The organism is Streptomyces sp. NPDC056128 (genome assembly GCF_042263835.1).
Lineage (GTDB): Bacteria > Actinomycetota > Actinomycetes > Streptomycetales > Streptomycetaceae > Streptomyces.
In genome coordinates, this window is record NZ_JBHJVQ010000005.1 from 137,238 (window position 1) to 155,558 (window position 18,321).

Genomic DNA, 18,321 nt, shown 5'->3' on the forward strand with positions numbered 1-18,321 from the left:
AGTGGGTGTCGGCACGCTCCGGCCGGGCGTCAGCCGCCTGCGAGGGAGGTGGACCGGACGGCCGCCGCTGCCCGCTTGCGCCGCCCGCGCAGCAGCACGACGGTGAGCGCGAAGACTTGGAGCACGCGTTTTAGACCCGGAAGATCGGCGGTCACCTCGGAGTGGACGTGACCGGTGCGGCGGATCGTGCCGACGGGCTGACCGCTGTCGCCGGTCATGGTGTACTCCCGGCTTGCCGCCGCGGTCTGCCGGAATCGGAAGCTCCGCCCGGAGCACGTCATGTTCCAGCTGCGGCGCACCCGGTCCGTGGTCGCGACGGCGGTCCCGTCGGCGTCGAGCAATTCGTAGACGCCGCTGAAGCGGTGCGTGCGGACGAGGTAGTCGACCCCGTGCAGGGTGAACCGCGCGCCGATGCGGCCTCTGCGCAACGAGAACGTGGTCAGCGCCCGGCCGTCCTCGGTGAACTCGTACTCCTGGGCCGGCGGGTGGGTCCTCTTCGCGTGCAACATGGCCTCATTGCAGCATCGGCTCGCCGGTCGGACCCATGCCATTCGTCATGCATGACCGGGTGACAGCCGGAACGGGGAGGCCGGTCGTGCGTGGGCCAAGCTTGCCCAGATGTGCCCCCACGCATCACCTCCTTCGCCCCCGCTCGCAGTGCCTTCGCGGCGGGCGGGCGTAGCATGATCGACGTGGGTGCACGCGATCCGGACGAGTTCTCCGCCGACCAGTGGCCGGACTGGAGCTTCTGGAAGGACCAGCCGGACAGCCCCGGGGTACACGGCCGGGGCCGTTTCGTCGTCGCGACGGCCATGGCGCTGGCCTCCCTCACCTTGATCGCACGGGCCGAGGACATCGCGCGGGGCACCGGACCTCCCCTGCTCACCTCGCTCGCGACCGGCCTCGTCGCCTGCTACGCCGTCGGCTGCACGCCGGCGGCCTGGTACGGGCCGGTGGCGCTGCGTCGGGGACGTGTCGGCATCGTGGCCGTGATGGTCCTGCTCGGAGCGGCACCGGCCGTGCTGCTCGGGTCACCGTCCTATCTGACCGACCTGACCTTCGCCCTCTCCATCGCGCTGATGCTGCTGCCGCTGCGCCTCGCCCTGCTGCTCGGCCTTGTCACCGTTCTGGGGCAGGTCGTCTGGATGCGCCTCGCCCAGGGCGCGGTGGCGTGGGCGCAGGTGGCCATCCTCGTCGGTGTGACCGGGGCACTCGGCACCGTCTTCGCGCTCAACTTCACCATCGGTCACCTGCGAGCCGCCCGCGAACAGGTGAAGAGGCTGGCCGTGAACGAGGAACGGGAACGGGTCGCCCGGGACATGCACGACGTCCTCGGCCACAGCCTCTCCACGATGACCGTCAAACTGGGGCTCACGCGGCGCATCCTGGAGTCCTCCGGAGACGTGGCCCTCGCCGTCGGCCAGGTCACCGAGCTCGAGAACATGGCGCGCACGGCCCTGTCCGACGTACGGGCCACCATTTCGGACTACCGCACCCTGTCGCTGGACAGCGAGCTCGCCGGCGCCCGCATGGCGCTGCGTGCCGCCGGCGTACGGGCCGATCTGCCCGCCGCGACCGACGCCGTGCGCGCCGAGCTGCGCGAGGTGTTCGGCTACGTCGTACGGGAGGCGGTCACCAACATTTTGCGGCACTCCGACGCCGAACTGTGCACCGTCCGCATCGGGCCCGACTGGATCGAGGTCACCGACAACGGCGGTTACCGCGGCGGGGCGAGCGCCGGGAACGGACTCACCGGCCTCACCGAACGGCTGGCGGCCGTGTCGGGCACCCTCGAACACGGGCCCGCCCCCGGCGGCGGTTTCCGGGTCGTCGGCCGCAGCCCGGCCCCGGCGACCGACCTCGCACCCTCGAAGGAAGCCGAGCCGACATGATCCGCGTCCTGCTGGCCGACGACCAGGCACTCGTACTCGGCGCCCTCGCGTCCGTGCTCCTGCTCGAGCCCGACATCGACGTGGTCGCCGAGATCGGCACCGGCACCGAGGTGCTGGCCGCCGCGCAGCGGACCACGCCGGACATCGCGCTGCTCGATGTACAGATGCCCGGCCGGGACGGCCTGACCGTCGCCGCCGATCTCCAGCGTGCGCTGCCCGACTGTCGCACCATCATCTGCACGACCTTCAGCCGGCCCGGCTACCTTTCGCGGGCGATGTCCGCGGGCGCGTCCGGGTACGTCGTGAAGGACTCGCCGCCCGAGCAACTGGTCGACGCGATTCGCCGCGTCCACGGCGGCCTGCGCTTCGTGGACCCGGCCCTCGCCGCGGAAGCGCTGGCCGTCGGCGCGAGCCCGCTGACCGAGCGCGAGGCGGACGTGCTGCGCGTAGCCGCCGAGGGCGGCACCGTGGCCGACATCGCCCGGGCGCTCCGACTGTCCCAGGGCACCGTGCGCAACCACCTGTCGTCAGCGATCGGCAAAACACAGGCCCGCACCCGCGCCGAGGCCGCCCGACTCGCGGAGTCCAACGGCTGGCTGTGATCACCAGGTGGTCGCCAGGTGGTCGCCAGGTGGTTCGGTCCTCCCATCCGGTCGTCTTGGGAGGGGGCCGCGGGGTGGGGAAGGCGAGCAGGGGGAAGCGGGAGAGGATCCGGGACCAGGCTGGGCAGTGGACGGCATCCGCGGCGGCCCGGGCTGCGCAGCGGATGCGTCGGGTCTCGTTGACGAGTCTGTCCGGTAACTCTTGGGTGCAGATGATGCTTGCCAACAACGTCAACAACGTCCTCAGCGAGTTGCAAGGGGTGTTGCTGCACAGCGACTTCACGGACGTGGCCAAGACCGAGGGCCTGGAGTGGCAGGCGGCCATGTCGATGGTATTGGGCAAGCAGGGGCTCAGGCCGCCGTGGCCGCGCTCACCAGGTGAGGCCGCATCGTGGCAGATCCGGCAGATCCAGAAGCTGCTGCGACAGGCGGAGGTCTTCGTGATCTCCCCGGCCGCGCACGCGGCGGTGATGGCTGCAGCTGCCACCCTTGAGCCGGCCGACCTGAGCACCCTGGGCCGCGACCGCGACGTCATCGTGCCCACCGGGCTGCTGGTGCTGCCCGAGCCCGTTGTGGTCGTCAGTCGCGCCGGGCCGTTGTCGGACACCGCGGCCTTCGGCTGGCAGTTCGTCACCCAGCACCAGATGTTCCCCACCGCGCAGTACGCGGGTGTGCGGGTGACCACATTCATGGACCGCGACGGTCCGGTGCAGCCGGCGGAGTGGCGGCTGGCGGTGTCCACGGCCCGTGGCTCTGGTGCCCCACTTCCGCCGCTGGTGCCGGACGGCATGTACGGGATGCGGGGGGATGCGTGCCTGGCGGAAGAGAGCAGCGAGACTCTCGCTGAGCTGTCCGAGCAGCACCGCCGGCTGCAGAACGCGCTGACGCAGGCTTCCCAGTGGCGCGCGGAGGAGGTGCCCGAGACAGGTGAGTGGGGCGGGGGCCGGGTCGACGATACGTACGACGACTTCGCCGGGCGCTACATGTTCGCGTTCTGGCGGCTGATCGCCCAGGGCATCACCACGATCCCGAGGTACGGGTCATCCGGCTCGCTGCTTCCTCCCCGCGTGCCACGGATCCGACCGCCGAGAGGAAGGTACGGGTCTACCACCATCGGTGGCCGGTGCGGATGCACAAGGTTCGGCAGTGGTATCCCAGCCGCCAGGAACACCGGGTGATCTGGTGTGGCCCGTACATCAAGGGGCCGGCAGAGGCCCCACTGATGATGGGGGAGAAGGCCTACTTGGTGGACTCGTAACGGGTGAAGTCGTCGTGACGCCAGCCGCGGTTCACTACTGTCGTATGCGAAAGGATGTGGACATGGCACTGGTCAAAAAGGGATCACGGCTCATCACCGTGGACGACACCATCTACCGGTGGCGGCTCCGCGAACGGCCGACCTACGACCGCACGGCTCTCGCCGCCGGCTGGATGCCCGAGAACCCCGGCTCACCGTTCCACCTCGACCAGTCAGCCGGCTTCGTCTCGTCCTGCTGACCCACCCGTGCTCAAGGACCCACCGACCCAGCCGTCGGTGAGTCCTTCTGTCTTCCGCTCCCCACTTTCCCCAGTTGGTTCACTCCATGAACCAGAATTCGAGATCCGCATCAGCGGCCGATGCTCACTGGCGGGCCTGCGGTTTCCGCTCGATGGGCCGCGCGCTGATCGTCGACAAGTGGGTGGCCGACCAGGCCCCACCCAAGGCCCGGCTGACCGGGGCCACATCCACATCGACGCGGGCCTGGACGGGCAGTGGTCGTCGTCGGGGAACCTGGACATCGCCAAGGCGGGCCGGGAGCTGGGCGGGCTGCTGCTGGGCATCTCCACGGGGCGCCGTGTTGTGCTGTGCCTGCGTGTCCGTCGGTTCACCTGCGTGGATGCTTTGTGCGACCGGCGGACGTTCGCCGAACAGGCCCCGGGGGGGGCTGACGCGTCGGCACAGCCGGTGGACCGAACGGCTGAGATCGGCCCTGGTCGAGGTGGGCCTGGCGCTCGCCGGCCGGGCTGGCTTCTCACTCCTCCGGAAACGGGTCCTCCTGACGTGAAGGGGGTCAGCCAGGGAGAGACCAAGAGCCACAACGGCTCGGCCGTGCCCCTCGCTCCCGTTCAGGCCCAGTTCGGCAGATTGGTGCCCCACTGGGTTGGTGCACGGTTCCAGTTCGCGGGTGCGCCGTCATAGTGGACCGGAGGCAGAGCATGGCGCAGCAGACCGTAGGGCGATTCGGTCTCGGTGAGCCAGGGTCCGGGGTCGTAGAGGTCGGCCTCGCCCCGGGCGGATGTCGGGGGGATGTCGTGCAGCAGCCAGGAGGCTGTGCCGGCCAGGGAGAGGCGAAGATGGCGCCCGCCGCCGGCGGCCTGGCGGTCGCTCAGCGCACGGAGGACGGCGGCGGCGAGCAGATACCCGGTTCCGTGGTCCAGCGCCTGTGCGGGCAGTACACCGGGGCGGCCGTCGGCCGTGGCCTCGATCGCGGCGATACCGGTACCGGCTTGGACCAGGCTGTCGAAGCCGCGGCGCTCGGCCCAGGGGCCGGACCAGCCCCAGGCACACAGTTGGCCGACGATCAGGCCGGGACGCCGGGCCAGGAGCGCGTCGGGGCTCAGCCCGTGCCGGTCCAGGGCACCGGGGCGGTAGCCGGTCACCACGACGTCTGCCTGACTGAGAAGGTCCTCGAAGGTGTGCCGGTCGCCAGGGCTGGCGAGATCCAGCAGCGTGGAGCGTTTGCCCACGCCGGTGTCGGCGTGGGCATCTGCGTCCTCGGGGAGTTGCGGAGCGTCCACGCGCAGCACGTCGGCGCCCAGCAGCGCCAGTGTGCGTGTGCCGACGGGGCCGGCGATGACGCGGGTCAGGTCCAGGACCCGTACTCCTTGGGCCGGCACGGAGGCGGGCGCCAGCATCCGGGAGCCGCTCTGACCCACGCGCCGCGTCTCGACCAGAGCGGGTCCGGCCTCAGCGGGTGCGGAAGCCACGGCCACGGCCAGGCCGCCTGCCGCGTAGACGGTCTCCTGGACCTCCCGGGCCGGACGCGATGCCAGCTCCTTCGAGAGCACGCCGATCAACGCCTGGTCCTGTCCCGTGTCCGCGATACCCAGCGCGCTGAGCAGCCGGGCACGGTGGTGCGGGTAGTTGGCGTGAGTGCGCACCCATCCGTCGGCTGCCTGCCAGAACCCGGACAGCGGAGCGAAAGACGTCGGAGTCCGGCCGTCGATCCGCAGGTGGCGTTCACTGACGAACGCGGTGGCCACCGCCGCCTCGCTCACCCGCACCGCGGGCACCGGCACGCGGTTGCGCAGCGCCAGCAGTTCCGCCGCCGCCAGCGAGGACACTCCCACGCAGGCCCGCGCCAGTTCCCTCACCGGCAAACGCGACGGCAGGACAGCGCCCGCCCCCTCGAAGGACACGTTCGGGACCAGTTGGCCCCGGCCCTCCAGAGCCGCCCAGGCGTGTGCGGTGGCCGCATCCTCGGTGTACATCATCCGCCCATTGTGCGGCGTGTGGACGCGTCTGGACTGTTCACGTGAACTGACGTCGTTGCATGGGAGGGCCTTGGCAAGTCGTGCCCGGCCGACGACGCTGATCGGATGTGAGCGAAGCCACCGGCCCGCGCTGTGTTTGCGATGCGGATGTCAGTCCTTGATGACCGTGACCTGGTCCCTACCCAGCTGGTGCAGCTCACGGTGACGGCTCACAATCCGCCCGGTGCTGATCACCCCGAGGCGGATCGGTGGACGCCGGATGGGATTGGCCAGAGGCCTTCGCGGTCTTCCGCACCACGACGCCGACGGACGGAGGCTTACCCGGGAACCCTCACACATCAGTACGCGAAGCCCACACGACGTGGGCCGCTTTATCGCACGTCAGAGAATTCCGTCGGTGGCCCTAAGGTGGAAATCTCCCTCTCGCGGAGCCGGGTGTAGATGGGCTGGGTTGGAATCCGGCCTCGCCCGACCGCTCCCCAGACACGTCTGTTCTCCCCTTACCGTGTGCGGATATTGGAGAAGAATGATGAAGCCCTATAAGCCGCCGTCGCGTGGCAGCAGTTGACCGGCTGGCTGCTCCTCTGTAAGAAAATTGCAGCACGTGTACGAATGCGTGTAGCAAGGGCAGGACGCTAGGTGTAAGTGAGTGCTGTTTAAGAGGCAGTTATCGGCCCCGGCTGACATTCGTCCAGTCAGGAGGCGAGTTGAGGCAGGTCATTGCCTTGAAACGCGATGTGATCACACCCACCGTCCCTTGCAGCGGACAGGGCGTCGCCCACAGCGCTCACATCGAAGTCGGGCGGGCGCCTCATCACTACGAAACACCGCGGTGACGAGGATGCGGTGCGCACCGCGGCTTACGGGGCGTGCACGTTTGTTGGGCGACACACAAATGCCTGCTGAGACGGACTCGTGCATCTGATCGGGCAGGCCGACCTGCACCCGGTCGCAGAACTGGGGCTCGGAGGAGGACAGCGGGGATGTGTCTGGCGGGCAGGGTCAGGCGGCCCGGCTGAGGGCTAGGGCGTGTCTTCAAAGTGGGGAGCCGTGCGGGCGTCGTAGACGGCGCGGGCATCGTCGATCCGGGCGAGGTGCGCAACGCTCCATTCGAGCAGGGGCGCGGTGGCCTCGCGCAGGGTGATACCCATCTCGGTGAGCTCATAGCTCACACGTGGCGGCATCACTTCGTGGACGGTGCGGGTCAGGATTCCATCGCGCTCCAGGCTGCGCAGCGTCACAGTGAGCATGCGCTGGCTGATTCCGTCGACGGCCCTTTTGAGTTCGGTGAAACGCCGCGGTCCGTCCCTGAGATTGCGCACGACCAGCAGCGACCACTTGTCTCCGACGATGTCGAGCACCACCCGGGTCCGGCACGCATCGCTGGGCACCGCGGCCGACTGAGGATCGCGCTGTGCCGCGTCCATGGTTACCTCCAGAGAACCGGGTCACCGAAAAGTGCCTTATTGCCTGCGGCGCGTCGTGTGCACCAGCATGCTCTTAGTACTCAAACAGTACCGAAGTACGAAAGGTAACCGCCAGAGCCGCGAACCAGCGGCATGCGCGTGACCGTGCTCTTCTGCTCCTGCGAAGGAAGATCGATGTCCACATTTCTGCTGGTCCACGGTGCTTGGCACAACGGGCGGTGCTGGGAGCGGGTGGTACCGGTGCTGGAGGCCGCCGGGCACCGGGTGTTCGCGCCGTCCCTGACCGGCTATGGCGACAAGGCACACCTGCTCGGTCCGGAGGTGGGTCTCGATACGCACGTCGACGACGTGGTCGGGCTGATCACCGAGGAGAACCTCAGCGACGTCGTACTCGTCGGCCACAGCTACGCAGGGCTGGTGATCTCCTCCGCCGCCAACCGGATTCCGGAACGCATCGCGCACCTGGTCTACCTCGACGCGATGGTCCCGGAGGACGGCGAGTCCGCAGTCGACGTCCAACCCGTGACACGGCAACTGATCGAGCTCGCTGAGAAGTCCGAGAGCGGCTGGCGCGTGCCGCCCATGCCGGAACAGCCCGCGCCCTTCGGCCTGTTCGGCGTCACCGACCCGGCCGACGTCGCCTGGCTGCGCGGAATGCTCTCGGACCAGCCGGTGCGCTGTCTGCAGCAGCCGGTGCGACTGGGCAACCCAGCCGTCAACGCGATCCCGCGCACGCACATCCACAACATCGGCGCCATGCCGGCGGGCGTCACCCGTCGCCCCGTCCCCCCGATCCAACCCAACGGCACCGCCGCCCAGGTCTGGGAGCTGCCGACCGGCCACGACTGCATGATCACCATGCCGATCGAACTCAGCGAACTGCTTCTCAAACTCTCCTAGCCAGCAGGCCGTAGCCCTTGTCGCCCAGCACGTGGGCGGGGTCCGTACCCGGGGACGGCCCGGCCCGTGCGAGGCACCCGGAGCGCCTCCATCACGGTGGTGAACTGGGTGCAGTCGTTGGTGTTGCCGCTCGTGAGCACAAACGCGAGCGGACGCCCGAAGGCATCGCAGGCCAGGTGAATCTTGCTGGTCAGACCGCCCCGGGAGCGTCCGAGCGCGGGCTGCGGAACCACCTTTTCGGGCTCCGGCGGCATGCTGGTGGGCGCGTACGACGGTGAAGTCGACCGACGCCAGCCAGTCGACCTCCCCCGCCGCGTCCGTCCGGGCCTGGGCGGCCTGGAGCATCCGCTCGAAGGTGTCAGGGGCCGTACCGCTCGGGCACATCCCGCCAGGCCGTTCCGGTGCGGAACTTCCACATGATCCCGTTGAGCACGATTCGGTCGTCCAACCGCTTCCGCCCACGCAAGGACTCGGGCAGCAGCGGACGGAGAAACTCCCAGTCCGCATCCGACAGTTCACGTCGACCTATCGCCCGACCACGATCTACCACTCAAGATCAATTGAAGACACGACCTAGGTGCATGCGCGTGTAAACCTCCTCGCGAAGGATGTCCTCTCGTTGCGAGGGCGGCATTCTCGCCAGGAGACCGGGCAGAGCACGAGCCGCGGTGACCTGGCTGCGGTGGGCCCGGATTGCCTGCCACTTCAAGGGCAGCCACTCGCTCACGTCCACGGTGACGCTGGCGTACGCATCGGGGACGGTCAGCGCCTTCTTGCCCACGCTGGTTAGCACATCGGCCAGGGGGCCGGCGCCGGCCTCGGTGTGGGTGGCGCAGTACAGGGCTCGGGTCTGCCACGGCCGTCCATGCCCGGGGGAGAAGCTGCCGATCGCTGCGGCCTCGACCGCCAGCACCGTCGCCTGGTGGGTGACTCGGTGGTCCGGATGCCCGGTCATCTGGCCGAGCGCGTCGTGGGTCACCACGACGTCGGGGCGGAAGCGACGGATCTGGGCCACAAGATCTTGGACGAGGTCTCCGATGGGGGTATCGCAAAGGCGAGAACGGTCAGGTGCCGACGACTCGTTACGCGCGTCGCGATACCCCAGCATGCGAGGAGGGCCGGCATCAATTACGGCCAAGGCGTCGCGGAGTTCGTCCGCGCGGGGGCTGTCGGCGCTCCACGTGGTGGTGACGACTCCCGTGCGTGCTCCGCTCGCCCGGTGTTGAGCAAGGACACCGCCAGCGAGCAGGGATTCGTCGTCGGGGTGGGCGAACACGGCGAGCAGGGACGGCAGCTGTGCGGGCACGGGTCTCCTCTGTCGGTTGCGAGGTTCTGCTGCGGCCAGGGCCGCAGTACGCGTTTGGCTATTCGGGCAACGAGACCGCTGAATCGGGGCGCATCAGGCGTAAGAGCGGGCGCGTGGCCCGTGATGGCTGCCGGCTGCTCGGCTGTCTACCTCCTGGCTGTCCGGGGTGGCGAGGGTGAGGTCGACGGTCGTGTTGCAGGCGCTCGATGAGCCCGGTTCCGCAGTTGCGCGAAGTGGCTGTGGGCGTCCTGTTTGGGGTGATCGACGAGGAGCAGGCCGGAGGCCCGGGTGTGTATGAGTTCTTCGCCCAAGTCCTGGACGGGGGTGGCGGCGACCCCGGGGTCGGACATCGGCACGATCGTCATGTCCGTCTCCTTCGATGAGAACGGCCGAGATGGCGCGACAGGTATGTCGGTGCCGGTGGTCAGGTCAGGTCACGTCAGGCCGTTGGCCGGCACGGCGCTGGCCCGGAGGCGAAGCTCGTGAAGTGCGCTGGCGGGTGGTCGATGGGCAGGTCGGGACTCCAGGCGGTGAGGATCTGGGCGCTGCATACGAACAGGCCGTCGGGGAGCTGATCGAGCGGGTACCACGCCCAGTCGCCGACGCTCTCGTCCGGCTGCGTGGTCGGCTGTCCTTGCCAGGCGTGGACGAGCGCGCCGACGGTGACCCGCAGGACACCTTCGACGTGGTCGACGAGCACGCCCAGGAGCTCGACGTCGCCGGCCTCAGCGACGAGGCCGGTCTCCTCGGCGAGTTCGCGGACCACCGCGGCCTCGAAGGATTCCCCGGCCTCCACGCTTCCGCCGGGCAGTTCGAGGGTGCCGCGGCGGTGCCGGCCCAGCAGGATGCCCTGTTCGCTGAGCAGGATCGCTCCGACGCCGACGGCTGCGTGCGCGGCCGGCGCTCTGGTGCTGCGGGGTCGGCTGGAGACGCGCGCCGGCCGGTCGGGCAGACGCCGGGCGCGGATGAGCTGCTGGACGACCGTGGCGTCCTTGTCGGGGTGCGGTAGCAGGTCGATGGCCTCGACGCGGAAGCCGTACTCGGTGAGCAGGACCTCCCAGAGCTGCGATGACAGGACCCACATCTGCGTCGGCAGGGGCGGGTCGTCGCGCAGCAGGATCATCTGTTCGCGCGGCGCCACCTGCGTGGACGGACCGCGGCCGTGCAGATCGGTGTGCAGGAGCGAGAGGATCAAGGGGGCGCCGGGACGCAGTCCGCCGCGCAGTGCCGGCAGCGAGCGGTGCGGGTCGATGAAGGCGAGCGTCCCGATCGCGTACGCGGCGTCGAACGGCTCGGCTCCGCCCAGGTACTCGGTCACGTCTGCTTGGACGAACTCCACGCCGTCCACGTCCGTGTGGGCGGAGACCGCGCGTTCGTGCTGGGTCGGGGACAGTTCGATGCCGGTGACGCGGGCGCCGTGAGCCCGGGCGAGATTGACGGCGTGGTGGCCGGCTCCGGATCCGATGTCCAGGACGCGGCGTCCGGCGACGTCGCCGAGGACTTCTGCTCCCGGTCCGATTCCTTCCCAGGGCGTCCAGCCGAGCTGGTCGGGGATGGGCGGGGTGTAGGCGCGGGCCAGTTGGCGCCGGCCGTAGATCTGCCAGGCCCGGATGTTGGTGTCCTCGGCATGCACGGTTGCCTCCTGGGTGGGGGTGCTGGGGATCAGGTGTGCGTGATCAGGTAGGCGGGGCCCTCGCCGCGCCGGGCTCGTTCGACCGCGTCCAGGCGGCCGAAGGCGCGCGGCGCCATCAGCTCCTGCCAGGTCGCGAGGTCGTGGACGGCCCACATGTCGTGCTCCGCGGGGTCGAGGCGGATCCGGCCGAGCTGGTCGGCGGTCAGCCGGCCGCCGTCGAAGATGAGCCCCACCTTGTTCAGCGGCTGGCGCGGTCCGGCGTGCAGGAAGTGCGTCAGCAGCAGCTTCGGCGTGTCCAGACCGAGTTCGAGGCCCGTCTCCTCGACCGCCTCGCGCCGGGCGGTCTGCAGCGGGTCCTCGCCCGGGGCGTCCAGGTTGCCACCCGGGAACTGCCAGAGTCTCGAGCCGTAGACCGAGCGGAGCTGGACCGGCCGGTCGTTTTCGTCGCGGATGTAGAGGCAGCCGTACACCGTGTGGTGGGGAACGGTCCGCGCGTACTGCGTGGGCGTCATCGGCATCGGGCGGCCGGGCCGGGCAGGGCGGTGGTCGAACGCGAGGGCGAGAACGCCGAGCGCTTCCTTGGCCGGCGGGTAGATGCTGCGGAGGTTGGCGAGCAGCTCGCCGGGCGGCCCGCCCGGGTCGATGCGCGCGGGGTCCTCCGAGCTGAGCAGGCCCTCGAAGGAGGGGTACGGGGTGATCCGCTGCACGATGACGTCGAGTTCCCGCCCGGTGTCCTGGTTGTGGAAGACGACCGTGTCACCGACTGCGACGGCGCGCTTCTGCGGAGTGGTCACCCTCACTTCGATCGTCTTGCGGCCTGCTTCCACTTGGCGGTAGTACCGCCCGAGCAGGTGCATGTGGTGCTCTTGCCGTTCGTCTCCGGTCGCCGGACTCGGGACGGCTGAAATCGCCTGCTGGGTGTCGTCAGGCACGCGTGCCTCCATTCGATGCGGTGCATCCGTTGCGGTCGTGGGGTCGCGACCTCGCGACCGGGGCAGGGTGCTGCGTGGCCGCGCTCTGTGTTTTCGGATCGGCGTGGGCGAGGAAGTGGATGACGATGCCGAGGCGCTAGGGCAGTTCGATCGGTCCGTAGCGCGCGTGCGGCTTCTGCCGCATGAGTGCGTCGTACCGGTCGGCTACCGAGAAGTGCCAGAACTCGGTTCCGTAGTTGGTGAAACCTGCGCCCTCCATGGCGTTGAGCAGCAGCGTGCGGTGATGGTGCGCGCGATCGCTGAGGTTCGGGGCGTGCGTGAAGCAGGCACCGTAGCTCTCCTCGGGGGAGGCATTGACGCGGGTGCCGAGGTCGAGTTCGTGGCCGTCCTGGTCAATGAGGGTGGCGTCCACGGCCGCGCCCGCGGAGTGGGGCGCGATCTCCGGCGGCGACACGTACCGGCTGGCGGCCTGGTGCAGCTGCTCAGCCGTCCAGCCGGGCTGAGCGGCGGCCAGCTCGTCCCGGTACTCGGTGAAGTAGCGCTGCTGGAGGGAAAGCGGACGGTAGCCCTCGATGAACAGCAGGTCGGTGCCGGCGGGCAGGAGCGAGCGGGCGTGCTCCAGCCGGGCCAGGACGCTCTCGCGGACGTGGGCGAACGCGCCCAGCGGGTCTTGCTTGCGGGGATCGACGCGGAAGTCGTGGTCGCGCACGTCGACGAGCGGCTCTCCGCACTCGCGGACCGGGATCGCAGCGACCCGCGGGTCGGACATCAACACCAGAGGGTTCATCGAGTCTCCCTGTGACGGCTTGCACTGTGGTGGCGGGATGGGGGAGGCAGAGGCCAGATCGGTTTCGCGCAGGATCCGCGCGATGGTGCCCTGAAGCGTGCTGTCGGCCGGGATCACGGTTTCCAGATCGCCGGGCAGCAGGTCCAGCTCGCGGTACCAGGAGGCGAGGTGGTTGTCGGTGACTTGCGCCAGGTACGCGGCATCCGCCTTCGACGCATGCCGGACCAACGTCGCCTCCAGCGGCACGTCCAGGTAGTAGCAGCGGGAGACGCCGCGGTGGTCCCGTACAAGAGAAGTGATCATGTGGCTGTAGCGGTCCGAGTACAGGATCCCTTCGAGCACCACGTGAAAGCCGGCGTCCAGGGCTTCGCGTGCGATCCTGCCCAGCAGGGCGATGTTCGCACCGCGCGCGGTGTCGTGCTCCCTGAGCACGTCGCGGCGGATCACGTCCTGGCCCACGATCGCGATACCGCGGCCGTAGTGATCTCGCAGGCCCTGGGCCACGCTCGACTTGCCTGACGCCGAATTGCCGCGGACCACCACGAGGCGGGTGTCCTCACGGCCGACGGCAAGTGCGGTGGACAGACGACGGTGTGCGCCGCTCGGTGTGCCGGTCATGCCGGCCAGCCCGTCTCGCTGTACAGCTCCCCGTTCTGGATCTTCGCGATGGCCACCCGGGTGTAGGGGACGAGGTCGTCGGGGAGGGCGGAGGGTTCCCAGAATCTCCACTGGGTGCACTTGTCCGGCTCGCGCAGTTCCGGTTCGCCGGTCCAGGCGCGGGCGCGGAAGAACAGGCCCATGCGGGGCCGGTCCCCGGCCTTGTCGATGTGGTGGATGACGTGGACGAGTTCGACGTCCTGGCGCTCGATGTGCAGGCCGGCTTCCTCTTGTGCCTCCCTGATCAGGCAGGTGATGGCGTTCTCCTGCTCGCAGTGGCCTGCCAGGACGTGCCAGGTGGACGGTGCAAACGCGGAGTTGGGGTGGCGGAGCCCGAGCAGCACCGTCCCGTCGGGCCGCTCCAGGTAGAGGTGGACGCCGATGACGTTGAGGACCGTGCCGTGCGTCGAAGCTGGGCGGCGCTCCTCCTGCGGTGCGATGCCGGCCGGGAGGCCGGCGGCGTGGCGCCGTACGAGGTCGCTGGTCGTGTCGGCGATGCGCAGGCGGTGGAGAGGGCTGTCCCACAAAGGCCGGTAGCGGACGTGGACGTCGTGCCGGTGCAGGGCCGGGACGTCGAGGATGTGCCGGCCGTCGGCGAGCTGCGCGGTGGCGGTGTTCCCGAGCCGGGCACGGTAGGCCGCGAGCATGATCTGCCCGTCCACGGGGCGCAGCCGTTGCACCGCGTCCCGGGTCTCCAGGAAGGCGTACTCGGACAGTTCGTCGCGCGGCAGGCGGATCGCCTCCACTTGGTCGGGGGTGAGGGTTCCCCCGTCGAAGACGAACCGGACCTCGCCGGGACAGGGCGTGCCGGGCTGAAGGTCGGGGTGGTGCGGGGAGAAGGAGTGGACGGTGAGCACGGCCGACAGGGGCAGATCCAGGCCCAGTTCCTCGGTGATCTCGCGTCGGCAGGTGATGTGCGGGTGTTCGCCGGGTTCGACGACGCCCCCGGGCAGCAGCCACGAGTCGTCCTTGCGGTAGGTGGGGTGCACCAGCAGGACCCGGCCGACCTCGTCGGTGATGATCGCGGCGGCGCCGAGCCACGCCGCATGCCGGGATGCGGCGTACTGCGCTGCCGGCAGAGCGGCAGGCGGAGTGACGTGATCCGAAGGGGAGACGGGAGAGGGCACGACGAATCTCTGCCTTTCGCGACGGTGGACGGGCGAGTGCGCAGCACGGAGCTGCGAGCGGTGGCCAGGGAGGCACCGCCGTTCGTCCGGCGTCGCCGCTCCCGAGGGCGGTGAGACGGGCAATGCTGTCCGGCACGATCGGCCAGTCCACGGTGACGCGGGTGTGCCTCTTGGCGAACACGTGCGGTTCGTGGGCTGTGCCCGCCGGGGCACGGCTGGCTGCCGGGCTGGCGGTGATGAGGGGGCAGTGGGTGCCGCGGTGGTTGCGCTGCCAGATCTCGATCTGTTCGGCCATTTCCTGCGCGGCGACGTGTCCTTGGTCGCCGTAGCCGTGGATGACGAACTCGTACTGGCCGTTGCCGTCGTCTCCGTCGCCGATGCGTTCGGTGGCCAGCCGGGCGAGGCAGGCTCCGCGGACGATCGCGGCGGCGGGCCAATGGCGGGGCGGCGGGTTGAGGACCTGGTTGTCGCCGTCGGGGTCGACTTCCAGGCGGCAGAAGCCGGGCAGGGCGCCGGCGAGGTAGAGCGTGAGGAGGTCGAAGGGTTCCTGGCCACCGACTGTGATGTTGGTGCGGGTGACGGTCGGCTCGCGGGTGAGGGCGGGGGCGAGTCGATCGACGGGCAGCGGGGTGCCGTCTTCCCAGGACAGGTGGACTCCGGTGCCGGGGACGGTGCGGCGGTTCGTGTTCCAGGCGCCGTCGCCCTGCATGGCGACGAAGCCGCAGACGATGAACGGCTCGTCGCTGTGCAGTGCCCCATCGTTCCTGGTGAAGCCGATGGCCCAGTGGTAGCCGTGCAGACGCAGCGGCGCGACGAGACGGCCGCCTTCGTCCAGGGCGTCGATCCAGGGCAGGTCCCAGGTGTCGACGGTGACCACGATGGTGTCGAATCCGCCGTCCGGCACCACATCGGAGGGAAGATGCTCGGCGTCCGCGGTGACCACACTGACGTGGTCGTATCCGGCCCGGGGCAGGAAGCGAATGGCCCTGTCAGTGACGGCTGGGTCGATGTCGAGGGTGGTGACGTGACCGGTCGGACCGGTGAGTTCGGCGAGGAGGGCCGCGTTGTATCCGCCCGAGCCGATCTCCAGAACTCGGTGGCCGGGCTGGATGCGGGCGGCTTCGAGCATCTCGGCCTGCAGCCACGGCGCGGAGATGGAGCTGATCACTCGGCCGTCGGGCGCGTGGCGGGTGGGGACGATGTCGTTGGCGTACGCCGCTTCCACCGCATTGTCGGGAGCGAAGACGTGCCGGGGCACGGTGCGGAAGGCGCGCTCGACAGTGGTGGAGCGGATGTGATGGTCGGGGCGGAGTTGCTCGACGAGCTGGTGGCGAAGCTTGCTCGCGTCGCGGCCTTCGGTAGCCGGTGAAGTCGTCATGGCCTTCCTTTCGGGGCTAGTTGGGTGGATTGGGACGTGGAGAGAAGGGAGCATCGGGAGCGGCCCCTTGTTTGTCCTGCCAGACCGGTGGCCTCGCGCCGGGCCGGGTGATCAGGGGGTGTCGCCGCTCATCCGCCGCTGCAGCTCCCACAGGGTTCGGAACAGCCCTGGCTGCCGGGTGAGCTGGGCGTAGGTGCCCTCCTGGACGATCCGCCCTTCGTTCAGGACCACGATCCGGTCGGCGACGGCCACATTGGTGAGGCGGTGCGTGATCAGCAGGATGGCGCGGTCCTTGGCCAGTTCGCGCAGGCCGGCGAAGATCCGGTGCTCGGCGCGGGCGTCGAGGGCAGCCGTGGGTTCATCCATCACCAGCAGCGTCGCCTGCCGGTGGAACGCGCGGGTGAGGACCAGGCGCTGCCACTGCCCGCCGGAGAGCTGCTGGCCGCCGAACCACTCGCTGGTCAGGAGCGTGTTCAGGCCCGAGCGGAGCCCGGGAAGCATCTCCGCGGCGCCTGACGCTTCGCATGCGGCTAGCAGGGCCGCATCGCTGGTGTCGCCCTGCCCGAAGGTGATGTTGTCGCGCATCGTCAGCGGCAGATAGGTGAACTTCTGCGGCACCAGCGCGACGTGCTCCCACGACCCCCACGGGTCCAGGTCCGCGGTGGAGACGTGGTCCCAGGCCACGTCGCCCTCGGTGGGCAGCAGCAGCCCGCACAGCAGGCGCGAGAGGGTCGTCTTGCCGGAGCCGTTCTCCCCGACCAGCGCCACGATCTCCCCGCGCCGCACGTGCAGGGAGACGTTGCTCAGGCTGTCCTTGGGGGCGCCGCCGTAGCGGTAGGTGACGTCGCGGACCTCGAAGCGCTCCGGGGCCGCGGTGACGGGTGCGGTGCCGCGGGAGTCGGTCATGGCCTGGCCGTGGGCGTTGTCGAGGAAGTTCTGCCAGTCCTGCACGTACCAGCCGGTGCGCACCAGGCGGGCCCCGCCGTTGATGATGCCGCGCACCGAGCCGGTGGCGGTCTGGAGGGCGAAGACGGCGCCGCCGCCGGCCGCCAGGCTCATCCGCCCCGAGGCCAGGAGCCACAGCAGCGCCGCCCACACCGCGGTCGAGGCGATCCCGCCGGCCACGGCTCCGGCCAGCCCCATCCAGGCACCGGTGTTCGCGGCCTTGCGTTCGGCCGCGTTGACCGAGGCGGCCAGCCTCCGGTACCGGCCGATCAGGAAGGGGCCGGCCAGGCATGCTCGCATCTCCTCACTGGACTCCTGATAGGCCATGTGCCAGCGCAACTTGCCCAGCATCCGGCGTCGCCCGGAGGTCTCCAGCCCGGCGAGGTAGATCACGCGTGCGGAACGGACGTAAGCGGCGGCCTGCGGCAGGCAGGCGAGGAAGAGAAGGGGAAGGAGCAGAGGGTGCAGGACGGTCAGGACGGTGGCGCCGGCGGCGAGCGTGGCGGTGGCCGCGAGGACGTCCTGCGCTTCTTCGACGAGGTCGGGGGTGACCTGGGCGCCGCGGTCGGCGATGTCGTAGGCGTCGTTGTAGCCGGGCTTGTTGTTGGCGGCCAGTTCCGCGCCGACCGCGGCCTCGATCATCGTCAGCTCCGCTGCCCGGCCGAGCACCGGGCGCAGACGCCCGGTCAGCCAGACGACGGTGATGCCCAGCAGTGCGCGCGCGCCGGTGGCGGCGGCGATCACGGCCAGCTGCGGGGCGGCGTCCCACAGCCGCTCGGTGACGTCGCCCGAGGAGATCAGCGCGGTGATCGTGCCCGTGACGGCCAGGAGGCTCAGGGCCGCGAGGACGCCGGTCCCGATCTGGCACACCAGCAGGCCGATGGTCGCACCGCGGTCCACGCGCCAGGCCATCTGCACCGAGCGCCGCACGAGGGAGGGCAGGCGCCGTGCCATGGTGCGGGAGGTCAGCAGGGAGCCGGCCTGGAGCCGTGACTTGTCGCGGTAGAGGTACTCCTCCTCTCGAACACCGGCCACCTGCGGTTCGTCGTCCGGCGCGGTCCCCTTGGGCGGTCGCGGCGGCTGGTCCTGCGTAATGGCCGAGGTCATCGTTCCCCCTAGGACGGTCGCTGCGGCGTCTTCGTGAGGTCTAACGACACGGCTCCGATATCGAACACACGTCTTTCGGTCGTGCTGGGGAGCCCGCTATTTCCTGCATCCAGGAGCCCCGCGGGCGCGGGATCCCTGGTCTGGCTTGGAGCGG

General features: G+C 69.8%; 14 protein-coding genes and 2 pseudogenes. 5 read left to right on the forward strand and 11 right to left on the reverse strand.

Features of this window, described 5'->3' with window-relative positions:
• Positions 1–29: 29 nt before the first annotated feature.
• Positions 30–509 (reverse strand): hypothetical protein, encoded by a 480-nt coding sequence (locus tag ACFC1X_RS13675; protein WP_376352508.1) that lies wholly within the window; start codon positions 507–509, stop codon positions 30–32.
• 174 nt (positions 510–683) lie between these two features.
• Between ACFC1X_RS13675 and ACFC1X_RS13680 the strand changes: the two genes are divergently transcribed.
• The 4 genes from ACFC1X_RS13680 to ACFC1X_RS13695 all read left to right on the forward strand — a co-directional run bounded on the left by ACFC1X_RS13680 (position 684) and on the right by ACFC1X_RS13695 (position 3,991).
• Positions 684–1,892, forward strand: a complete 1,209-nt coding sequence (locus tag ACFC1X_RS13680) for a sensor histidine kinase (RefSeq protein ID WP_376352511.1) — start codon at positions 684–686, stop codon at positions 1,890–1,892.
• A complete protein-coding gene (locus ACFC1X_RS13685; RefSeq protein WP_376352513.1) occupies positions 1,889–2,494 on the forward strand; it encodes a response regulator in 606 nt (201 codons plus the stop codon). Before ACFC1X_RS13680 ends, ACFC1X_RS13685 begins: the two co-directional genes overlap by 4 nt.
• Before the next feature lie 179 nt (positions 2,495–2,673).
• Positions 2,674–3,672, forward strand: a complete 999-nt coding sequence (locus tag ACFC1X_RS13690) for a hypothetical protein (protein ID WP_376352516.1) — start codon at positions 2,674–2,676, stop codon at positions 3,670–3,672.
• A 142-nt stretch (positions 3,673–3,814) separates the two neighbouring features.
• On the forward strand, positions 3,815–3,991 hold the full coding sequence (locus tag ACFC1X_RS13695; RefSeq protein ID WP_376352519.1) for a hypothetical protein: 177 nt from the start codon (positions 3,815–3,817) through the stop codon (positions 3,989–3,991).
• Positions 3,992–4,600: 609 nt separating this feature from the next.
• Here ACFC1X_RS13695 and ACFC1X_RS13700 read toward each other — a convergent pair.
• Both ACFC1X_RS13700 and ACFC1X_RS13705 read right to left on the reverse strand, forming a co-directional pair.
• On the reverse strand, positions 4,601–5,818 hold the full coding sequence (locus ACFC1X_RS13700) for a CoA transferase (protein ID WP_376353056.1): 1,218 nt from the start codon (positions 5,816–5,818) through the stop codon (positions 4,601–4,603).
• Positions 5,819–6,990: 1,172 nt separating this feature from the next.
• On the reverse strand, positions 6,991–7,395 hold the full coding sequence (locus ACFC1X_RS13705) for a winged helix-turn-helix transcriptional regulator (RefSeq protein WP_376352522.1): 405 nt from the start codon (positions 7,393–7,395) through the stop codon (positions 6,991–6,993).
• 174 nt (positions 7,396–7,569) lie between these two features.
• Here ACFC1X_RS13705 and ACFC1X_RS13710 point away from each other — a divergent pair, with 174 nt between their 5' ends.
• On the forward strand, positions 7,570–8,295 hold the full coding sequence (locus tag ACFC1X_RS13710) for an alpha/beta fold hydrolase (RefSeq protein ID WP_376352525.1): 726 nt from the start codon (positions 7,570–7,572) through the stop codon (positions 8,293–8,295).
• On the opposite strand, the pseudogene ACFC1X_RS13715 reads toward ACFC1X_RS13710, so the two are convergent.
• From ACFC1X_RS13715 to ACFC1X_RS13750, 8 genes and pseudogenes are all read right to left on the reverse strand, one after another.
• Positions 8,288–8,824: pseudogene (locus ACFC1X_RS13715) on the reverse strand (IS5 family transposase); the annotation flags it as partial. The gene ACFC1X_RS13710 and the pseudogene ACFC1X_RS13715 sit on opposite strands and share 8 nt — an antisense overlap.
• A gap of 27 nt (positions 8,825–8,851) precedes the next feature.
• Positions 8,852–9,601: a PIG-L deacetylase family protein gene (locus tag ACFC1X_RS13720; RefSeq protein WP_376352528.1), complete on the reverse strand. Its 750-nt coding sequence runs from the start codon at positions 9,599–9,601 to the stop codon at positions 8,852–8,854.
• Between the two features lie 439 nt (positions 9,602–10,040).
• Positions 10,041–11,234: an NUDIX domain-containing protein gene (locus tag ACFC1X_RS13725; RefSeq protein ID WP_376352531.1), complete on the reverse strand. Its 1,194-nt coding sequence runs from the start codon at positions 11,232–11,234 to the stop codon at positions 10,041–10,043.
• 29 nt (positions 11,235–11,263) lie between these two features.
• A complete protein-coding gene (locus tag ACFC1X_RS13730) occupies positions 11,264–12,166 on the reverse strand; it encodes an NUDIX domain-containing protein (RefSeq protein WP_376352534.1) in 903 nt (300 codons plus the stop codon).
• Positions 12,167–12,302: 136 nt separating this feature from the next.
• On the reverse strand, positions 12,303–13,571 hold the full coding sequence (locus ACFC1X_RS13735; protein WP_376353059.1) for a M15 family metallopeptidase: 1,269 nt from the start codon (positions 13,569–13,571) through the stop codon (positions 12,303–12,305).
• Entirely contained in the window at positions 13,568–14,737 is a 1,170-nt protein-coding gene (locus ACFC1X_RS13740) for an NUDIX domain-containing protein (RefSeq protein WP_376352536.1), read from the reverse strand. The genes ACFC1X_RS13735 and ACFC1X_RS13740 overlap by 4 nt, the downstream gene beginning before the upstream one ends.
• A gap of 202 nt (positions 14,738–14,939) precedes the next feature.
• Positions 14,940–16,169: pseudogene (fxlM, locus tag ACFC1X_RS13745) on the reverse strand (methyltransferase, FxLD system); the annotation flags it as partial.
• 57 nt (positions 16,170–16,226) lie between these two features.
• Positions 16,227–18,167 (reverse strand): ATP-binding cassette domain-containing protein, encoded by a 1,941-nt coding sequence (locus ACFC1X_RS13750; RefSeq protein ID WP_376352539.1) that lies wholly within the window; start codon positions 18,165–18,167, stop codon positions 16,227–16,229.
• Positions 18,168–18,321 lie beyond the last annotated feature (154 nt).

Bases quoted from the DNA above. Each gene is read 5' to 3' on its own strand.
- ACFC1X_RS13675 (WP_376352508.1), bottom strand. From the start codon at position 509: ATGTTGCACGCGAAGAGGACCCACCCGCCGGCCCAGGAGTACGAGTTC.
- ACFC1X_RS13680 (WP_376352511.1), top strand. From the start codon at position 684: ATGATCGACGTGGGTGCACGCGATCCGGACGAGTTCTCCGCCGACCAG.
- ACFC1X_RS13685 (WP_376352513.1), top strand. From the start codon at position 1,889: ATGATCCGCGTCCTGCTGGCCGACGACCAGGCACTCGTACTCGGCGCC.
- ACFC1X_RS13695 (WP_376352519.1), top strand. From the start codon at position 3,815: ATGGCACTGGTCAAAAAGGGATCACGGCTCATCACCGTGGACGACACC.
- ACFC1X_RS13705 (WP_376352522.1), bottom strand. From the start codon at position 7,395: ATGGACGCGGCACAGCGCGATCCTCAGTCGGCCGCGGTGCCCAGCGAT.
- ACFC1X_RS13710 (WP_376352525.1), top strand. From the start codon at position 7,570: ATGTCCACATTTCTGCTGGTCCACGGTGCTTGGCACAACGGGCGGTGC.
- ACFC1X_RS13735 (WP_376353059.1), bottom strand. From the start codon at position 13,571: ATGACCGGCACACCGAGCGGCGCACACCGTCGTCTGTCCACCGCACTT.
- ACFC1X_RS13750 (WP_376352539.1), bottom strand. From the start codon at position 18,167: ATGACCTCGGCCATTACGCAGGACCAGCCGCCGCGACCGCCCAAGGGG.